Below are 7,769 nucleotides of genomic sequence, written 5' to 3'. Positions count from 1 at the left end.
ATACATTAGGACATAAAGAGCTTGAAATAAATGATACAGACGTCATGATAAAACAGCTAACGGAAATAAAGTTGCGATATACATACAATGAAATGTACGAAAAGTTGAAATCAAAACTTAGATTAAGTGCATTAGGTATGCGTATCTGTACTCTTTTATCTGGCGATAGACGAAAATTTTCAAAAACTAGTATTTATTTAGACGGGATTACAGCAGAAGTAGCTATACATGGAATTGATAGTTTGATGCTTGAACAATCACGTGAAAATAACAAAGTGAATTTATCTGCTTGTCCTGATCACTATGTACTAAGACCCTTTGGGGAAAATGAATTAGAGGTTATCGAAACTACTGGTAATTCTCCGTTTCCAGTTCAATTTTTCATTGTTTTTGGTGACGAAACCGGATTGAAAACACCGAGAGATAAATCTTATCAATACCAATCAACAGGTGTTGCACGTATGAAAGATGGTACTACTATTGGTGGAGTTCGACATCAATTTAAAGATACTGATACAGGGATAGAAGTAAGTCTAGTTGTTGAGTTCCCAGCCCTTTGTCCTAATAGTCTAATTAAATCCCATCAAATGCATTTAGCGTGTGAGTTTTCTTATTGGTTACAGTGGATTAAAGATCAGAAAAAATAGTAAGTAAACGATATCGTTTAAATAAACAAAAGTAAAATGTTCAAACAAATCATATGTATGTTTTAATAAAACCTAGTTGACTTATCGGAAATATTTGTATAATATGTACTTAATTCCATAACGTATTGCTGATTGGAGAAACCAAAGGCATTTTATCAACAGATAAAATGCCTTTGGTTTTTTTATTGCACAAATACTGAATCTGTTCATTTATATGAATCATTTTAAGGAGGGGAAGAAATGACTGTTTCAATTGATGGGGTATCAAAATATTTTTTGAAACAAACTGGTACGGTTCAAGTGCTAGAGAATATTAATTTTCAATTAGAGGAAGGGGATTTTGTTACAGTAATTGGTCCGAGTGGGTGCGGAAAAAGTACATTACTAAAAATTGTTGCAGGTCTAGATAATGATTTTGAAGGTGAAGTTGTTATTGACGGGGAGCCTATCTTAAAAACGAGCAAGAAACAAGGTTTTATTTTTCAAGAACATAGGCTTTTTCCATGGTTAACAGTTGAAGAAAATATAGCGGCAGATTTGTCGTTAAAAGATAAGTATGTGAAAGATAAGGTGAGAGAATGGGTTGAAATCGTTCGGTTAGATGGCTTTGAAAAATCGTATCCGAAAGAAATTTCAGGCGGGATGTCACAACGTGTTGCGATAGCGAGAGCGTTATTAAGAGATCCAAATGTATTATTACTTGATGAACCTTTTGGAGCGCTGGATGCTTTTACTCGAAGTCATTTACAAGAAGTATTGCTAAATATTTGGGAGCAGAAGAAAACAACAATGATATTCGTTACACATGATATAGACGAAGCGATATATCTTTCAAACCGAATCATCATTATGAGTGCAAAACCAGGGAAAATACATAAAGTGATTGAAAATAATTTGCCTTATCCGCGAAATAAAACTTCTCAATCGTTCCAACAACTTCGAACGAAAGTATTACAGCAGTTTGAATATGGAGGGTTGATTCAAACAAGTATATAGGAAAAGGGTGATTTTATATGTATAAAAAATTTAAAATTCTTTCTTTTGCTTTAGCTATATCAGTATGTTTATTAGGATGTGAAAAAAGTACAGCAAGTAGTAAGAAAGAAGATGTAACAATACAAATTGGTATACAGCAAGGGTTAAGCCCGCTATTACTAGCAAAGAAAAAGGGGTGGTTTGAAGAGGAGTTTAAAAAAGAAGGAGTTAAAGTGAAATGGACAGAGTTCCAAAGTGGACCTCCTTATTTTGAAGCAATCGCATCAAACCGATTAGACTTTGGTGAAGTAGGGAATTCTCCAGTCATTTCAGCGCAAGCAGCAGGTATTGGATTTACCGAAATCGCCAATACAAGTTATGCGAGAAAAGGAACTGGAATTCTCGTTCAAAAAGATAGCAAGATTGCGAGTGTAAAAGAGTTAAAAGGTAAAAAAATTGCAGTAGCAAAAGGAAGTAGTGCCTTTAATTTATTGTATCGAGCACTTGATAAAGAAGGGATTGATGCAAAAGAGGTAAATGTCATTCAATTACAACCAGATGAAGCGCAGCCTGCATTCGAATCAGGATCAGTAGATGCATGGGCGATTTGGGACCCTTTCATATCATTACATACGTTAAATAAAGGTGCGAAGGTGATTGCAGACGGTGAAACATTAAATGTCTCTTCACCAGAATTTTTAATTACGAGAACAAAATTTGCGAAAGAACATCCAGAATTAGTTGAGAAATTCCTCAAAGTTTATGAGAAAGCACGTGTATGGCAAGATGCTAACTTAGATGAAGCAATAAAAGTATATACTTCTGTAAAAAAGATAGATGCGGAGATCGTAAAAGAAGTGTTTAATCACGACAAACCAATTTTAGTTTCGGTAACGAAGGAAATAATAGCAGAACAACAAAAGACAGCGGATTTTCAATATAAGCTCGGTTCTATAAAGAAAGAAATTAAGGCGGAAAAAGTTGTAGATAATTCTTTCGTAGAAAAAGCATTGAAAGCGAAGTGAAAAGAGGTTTTGTAAAGTGGAAAATACGAAAGCTGTTATTAAACCAGCGAGTATAACGATTGAGAAAAACAGAGTTAAGAATGTGCGAAAGTTAAATGTAAAAGTTTTAGTAAGGGCGATTACTATACCGGTTATTATATTAATAATTTGGCAGTTAGCTGGCGTATTCGGTCTTGTTTCTAAAACAGTTTTACCAACACCATTAGATATTTTTCTAGCTTTCCAAGAGCTTATTAAAACAGGAGAGTTATTCGGCCATTTAAGTATTAGTGTATTCAGGGCTGCGGCTGGTTTCTTTATTGGTGGGGGCTTAGGAATCATTTTAGGAACGATTGTTGGATTTTCAACGAGAAGTGAGCAATATTTAGATCCACCTGTGCAAATGTTAAGAACTGTACCTCATCTAGCTGTTGCGCCACTTTTCGTATTATGGTTCGGTTTTGGTGAAACATCGAAAGTGTTATTAATTGCAGATGGTGCATTTTTTCCTTTATACGTAAACGCATTTTTAGGTATTAGAGGTGTGGATTCAAAGTTATTTGATGTTGCGAGAGTGTTAGAGTTTAGCAAAAGAAAACTAATTACGAAACTCATTTTACCATCTGCATTGCCTAATCTTTTACTAGGAGCAAGGTTATCGTTAGGTGTTGCATGGGTGAGTTTAGTAGTAGCAGAACTTATGGGATCTACAGAAGGTATTGGTTATATGATTATGGATGCAAGGCAATTTTCAAATACAGATATCGTATTTGTCGGCATAATTATCTTTGCATTTGTTGGGAAGTTTTCTGACTCTCTAGTACGTTTACTAGAAGCGAAGTTTTTAAGATGGCGAGATAATTTTAAAGGTGAGACTGGGAATTAACATATAAATTATTAGGGGTAATTTATATAGAATGTGTTAGTATACGATTCAAAATAAATAAGGGGTGTGTAAAGGCATGGAATTATTATGGTTTATTCCGGCTTATGGAGATGGTCGATATTTAGGAACGACAAAACGAGGAAGAGGAGCTGAATATGGTTATTATAAGCAAGTTGCTGCGGCAGCTGATTATTTAGGATATACGGGTGTTTTACTTCCAACTGGTCAAGGATGTGAAGACCCTTGGGTGTTAGCTTCAGCTCTTGCTGCTGAAACAGAAAAACTAAAATTTTTAGTAGCAGTAAGACCAGGACTAATGTCCCCTACAGTTGCAGCGAGGATGGCATCTACATTTGATAGAATTTCAGATGGGAGACTGCTTATTAATGTAGTAGCTGGAGGAGATCCAGTTGAACTACAAGGAGATGGATTATATCTTGATCATGATGAAAGGTATGAAGCAGCGGATGAATTTTTAAAAGTTTGGAAATCGACATTGCAAGGTGAAACGATCTCTTTAGAAGGAAAACATATTCAAGTTACAGATAGTAAAGTTGTATTCCCACCAGTTCAAACGCCATATCCTCCTATATATTTCGGAGGATCATCAGCTGCTGGAAAAGAAGTAGCAGCTGAACATAGTGATGTATATTTAACGTGGGGAGAGCCGCCAGAGCAAGTAAAAGAAAAAGTAGAAGAAGTAAGAAAACTTGCAGAAGAGAAGGGGCGTACAGTCCGATTTGGCATTAGATTACACGTAATTGTAAGAGAGACAGAAGAAGAAGCATGGGAAGAGGCCGAACATTTAATTCAATATGTGGATAATGAAACAATTGAGCTTGCTCAAAAGACATTTGCAAGATATGATTCGGTTGGTCAAAAACGGATGACACATTTAAATAAAGGTACGAGAGAGTCGTTAGAGATAAGCCCTAATTTATGGGCTGGAATCGGACTTGTAAGAGGTGGGGCAGGTACTGCACTTGTAGGCGATCCGCATACAGTAGCAGAAAGGATAAAAGAATATGAATCGTTAGGAATTGATACGTTTGTTTTATCAGGATATCCGCATTTAGAAGAAGCGTATGAAGTGGCAGAATTGTTATTCCCATTATTGAAAGACAAGAAGAAAGAAGAAAATAAAATTGTTGGTGAAATGATTGCTGATGCATATGCATTAAAAAAATAGTGAGAAATAAAGTTTCACTTATTTATTGCTTCATTTTGTTTACTGCCTGTTAATAGGGTATAAAAAATCCGCAAGTTATTCGCTTGCGGGTTTTCATCGTAAATTATTAGAAAATATGGTAAAATCAAAGGGTAACTTAAGGTGCGGTTGGTTGTTCAATTATCACTTCTCCGAGTAGGAGGGGGGTGATAATACGTGAGTGAAATAGCGTTGCTACTGCAGGGTGGACTGTTTCTCGTTGCATTGTTAACGTTCGTCGTCGTTTTAATAGACAAGCTCAAAAAATAACAACCCACCTATGCCTATAGAATGTGGGTTGTTTTGTTTGTAAGAAACAAATAGGATAAATGAACAATCCAATCTGCTAAGTTACGTGGACTAGTGTGTAGCCGCACACTAGTCTTTTTTATTTATATACAATTTATAATTGGTTTATGTGATTGTATTGTTCTTTTCATACTCATTATAACACAGTGTCTTTTCATCAAGAAAGGAGACCGTATGTTCTGGTATCTATTATATAGTAGGTGCTTTTTCTTTGAACAGCCCATCCATATACTGTTTTAAACTTTGGACATAAAATTTCTGTGTATTCACATTATTTACACCGACAATGGGTGATGGAAGGTCAAATCTTTTTTCTGATAAATGAACGACAACATCAAAGATGTCAAACAAGCGAATGAAGCAAAACAGACCGTCTTTATCGCTAAGTAAAATAAAGTAATGATTTTCACTACTTGTATTTAGCGTATTCCATAAAGAACTTTTGCTTAAATCACGTACAATGCTTTTTTCTTTTAGTTCCACGAAATCTGCATTTGAGAGAATGGTAGAAATATCAATTGCATCTTGATCTTCAAAGTAGCCATCAACTGCTTGTACAGCGAATGTATAAGCCATTTTTAATATACTCATTTTATATTTACGGTTATCTAATAGTAATTCACGTTGAATAGAACTCGCTACTTTCGTTACACGTTCCTCTTTCCAAATTTCATTATGTAAGGAAATATCGTGCTTTTTACATAGTTTCATAATTAATGCATTAGAATAAAGAATTTCGTCGCTTACTTCGACAACATCAGTCTCAGCAGCCGCAAGTTCCTCACCGTGCTCATTCGTATAGAGTGGGGAATCAATTTGTCTTTTCATTTGTTCAATCTTAAATTGACTCAATTTATGCCTAATTAAAGGACGATCAATATTTGTTGTCATTTGTTCATGACAAGTATCACAAATTGAGTTTGTGAAATAATATCCACATAATATTTCTGGAATGACATATTGTTCACTAAGTTCTTTCGTATCTTTTCTGCAAATGATGCATTGTGTCATTTTTATCACCTTTACCTGCAAATTTGTATGTAATCTCATTGTAGTGTATTTATTGGTATTTTGGAATATTGTAAAGGAAAATATTATGTGAAATTCATACTTATTTTGGTACAATGAAGAGAAGTGCTAGTTTAAAGGAGGCCATTTTTTTGAAATCAAAAGTGCACTTTTGGACATTAGAAGTGCTAATGGTTGTAGGAATCATATTTATTTGCACAAAAATATCATTTTTATTTCAACCGATTGGTATCTTCATATCAACATTATTTTTCCCAATCTTAATCGCGCTTTTTTTATACTTCATATTTAATCCTGTATTAATCTTTTTGGAGAATAAAAAAGTACCTAGAAATTTAGCGATATTGCTGTTATATCTTTTTATCATAACATTAACTGCGGTTGGCGTTGGAGTAGTTGTTCCTACGATTTCACAACAGCTAATGGACTTAGTAAAAAATATGCCAGGCTACATAAAAGAGGGAAAAGTATACATACAAGAATTATCACATCATAGGTTGTTTGAATGGTTATCTACACAAAACTACGTTTCCATTGAAACAATTGAAAAAAATGCGATTGAATACTTAAAAGATATACCAAATACAATTACGTCGAGTGCAACGGCTTTATTTGGTATTATCACGAACGTTGCATTAGTTGTATTTACTGTACCGTTCATTTTATTTTACATGTTTAAAGATGGACATGCCTTTCCAGGAAAAGCGGTAAGTTTATTACCAGAGTCTTACCGTGAAGAGGGGCTTCGTATCATTAAGGAAACGAACGAAACATTATCTGCATATATTCAAGGGCAAGCGCTCGTTTGTATATTTGTAGGTGCGTTTACTTTTATCGGTTATTTAATTATTGATTTACCGTACGCTTTCGTTTTAGGAATTATCGCAGCATTTACAAACATCATTCCTAACTTAGGTCCATTTATCGGGGCAGCACCAGCTGTTATTGTAGGACTGTTCGTATCTCCGATGCAAGCCTTATACGTAATTATTATCGTAACAATTGTACAACAGTTTGAAAGTAATATTATTTCACCACGTATTATGAGCTCGAAATTAAATATTCATCCACTAACAATTATTATTTTAATTTTAGGGGTAGGTAACTTTGCGGGAATTATCGGAATGATTTTAGCAGTACCAGTTTATGCAGTAACAAAAACAGTTGTTTCGAACTTAGTGAGATTGTTTAAGACGAAGAGAAGTAACCGAAAATAGTAAAAACTGAGGAAGATACACCGCTTTTTAAGTGGTGTATCTTTTGTTTATAAATAAATAATTAAAAGTGGGTTGATTTGATTTTATTATATATTTTTTATACATCAAATTCATTGATAAACTTGTGTGATATAAGCTCTATAAAACTATGTGGAATCCCTCTGAACTATCCAAATTATTTCCTTACAGCGTGCTATCAACATCATAATCGACTCCTTTCAATTCTATATAGTTAAACGATTAAAGGTGAGTGTAGTACTTGCTTCTACGATCTCGAATTTCATCAATAACTTGTTTATATTGTCTTTCTTGTTTTAATTCATTTTGAGATATTGTTTCTTTTTGAATCGTAATCGTTAAAAAGAAAAGGTGAAACTTCATATGTGAATTCCTCCTTTCGAATTGGAATTACAGATGACTACAGTAATGACTTTGTCTTTCTTTTACAGAATTCATAGCCTGATTAATTTGTCGTTCATGAAGCATTTCAGACTC

10 protein-coding genes are annotated in these 7,769 nt (G+C 34.2%); 7 read left to right on the top strand and 3 right to left on the bottom strand.

Annotated features, from left to right (window positions below):
* The 6 genes from MR107_RS28300 to MR107_RS28275 all read left to right on the top strand — a co-directional run.
* On the top strand, positions 1-647 hold a 647-nt coding region (locus tag MR107_RS28300), incomplete at its 5' end, for a hypothetical protein (RefSeq protein WP_242293014.1).
* Positions 648-887: 240 nt separating this feature from the next.
* Positions 888-1,643: an ABC transporter ATP-binding protein gene (locus MR107_RS28295; RefSeq protein ID WP_000218576.1), complete on the top strand. Its 756-nt coding sequence runs from the start codon at positions 888-890 to the stop codon at positions 1,641-1,643.
* A 17-nt stretch (positions 1,644-1,660) separates the two neighbouring features.
* Entirely contained in the window at positions 1,661-2,647 is a 987-nt protein-coding gene (locus MR107_RS28290; RefSeq protein WP_063245540.1) for an aliphatic sulfonate ABC transporter substrate-binding protein, read from the top strand.
* Between the two features lie 16 nt (positions 2,648-2,663).
* Positions 2,664-3,512, top strand: coding sequence for an ABC transporter permease (locus MR107_RS28285; protein WP_048538286.1), 849 nt, complete (start codon positions 2,664-2,666; stop codon positions 3,510-3,512).
* Between the two features lie 76 nt (positions 3,513-3,588).
* On the top strand, positions 3,589-4,701 hold the full coding sequence (gene ssuD / locus MR107_RS28280; protein WP_086404892.1) for an FMNH2-dependent alkanesulfonate monooxygenase: 1,113 nt from the start codon (positions 3,589-3,591) through the stop codon (positions 4,699-4,701).
* 195 nt (positions 4,702-4,896) lie between these two features.
* Entirely contained in the window at positions 4,897-4,989 is a 93-nt protein-coding gene (locus MR107_RS28275; RefSeq protein ID WP_001289320.1) for a putative holin-like toxin, read from the top strand.
* Positions 4,990-5,217: 228 nt separating this feature from the next.
* Here MR107_RS28275 and MR107_RS28270 read toward each other — a convergent pair whose 3' ends face one another.
* Positions 5,218-6,039: an HNH endonuclease gene (locus MR107_RS28270; protein ID WP_000189709.1), complete on the bottom strand. Its 822-nt coding sequence runs from the start codon at positions 6,037-6,039 to the stop codon at positions 5,218-5,220.
* A 149-nt stretch (positions 6,040-6,188) separates the two neighbouring features.
* Between MR107_RS28270 and MR107_RS28265 the strand changes: the two genes are divergently transcribed.
* A complete protein-coding gene (locus MR107_RS28265) occupies positions 6,189-7,274 on the top strand; it encodes an AI-2E family transporter (RefSeq protein WP_000837892.1) in 1,086 nt (361 codons plus the stop codon).
* A gap of 240 nt (positions 7,275-7,514) precedes the next feature.
* Here MR107_RS28265 and MR107_RS28260 read toward each other — a convergent pair whose 3' ends face one another.
* Entirely contained in the window at positions 7,515-7,655 is a 141-nt protein-coding gene (locus tag MR107_RS28260; protein WP_000668497.1) for a YrzI family small protein, read from the bottom strand.
* A gap of 27 nt (positions 7,656-7,682) precedes the next feature.
* Positions 7,683-7,769, bottom strand: an 87-nt coding sequence (locus MR107_RS28255; protein WP_242293015.1) for a YrzI family small protein, incomplete at its 5' end; no start/stop codon positions are given.

This window comes from Bacillus cereus group sp. BfR-BA-01441 (assembly GCF_022663075.1).
GTDB classification, from domain to species: Bacteria; Bacillota; Bacilli; order Bacillales; family Bacillaceae_G; genus Bacillus_A; species Bacillus_A cereus.
This window is presented reverse-complemented; position numbering and strand designations above follow the sequence as displayed.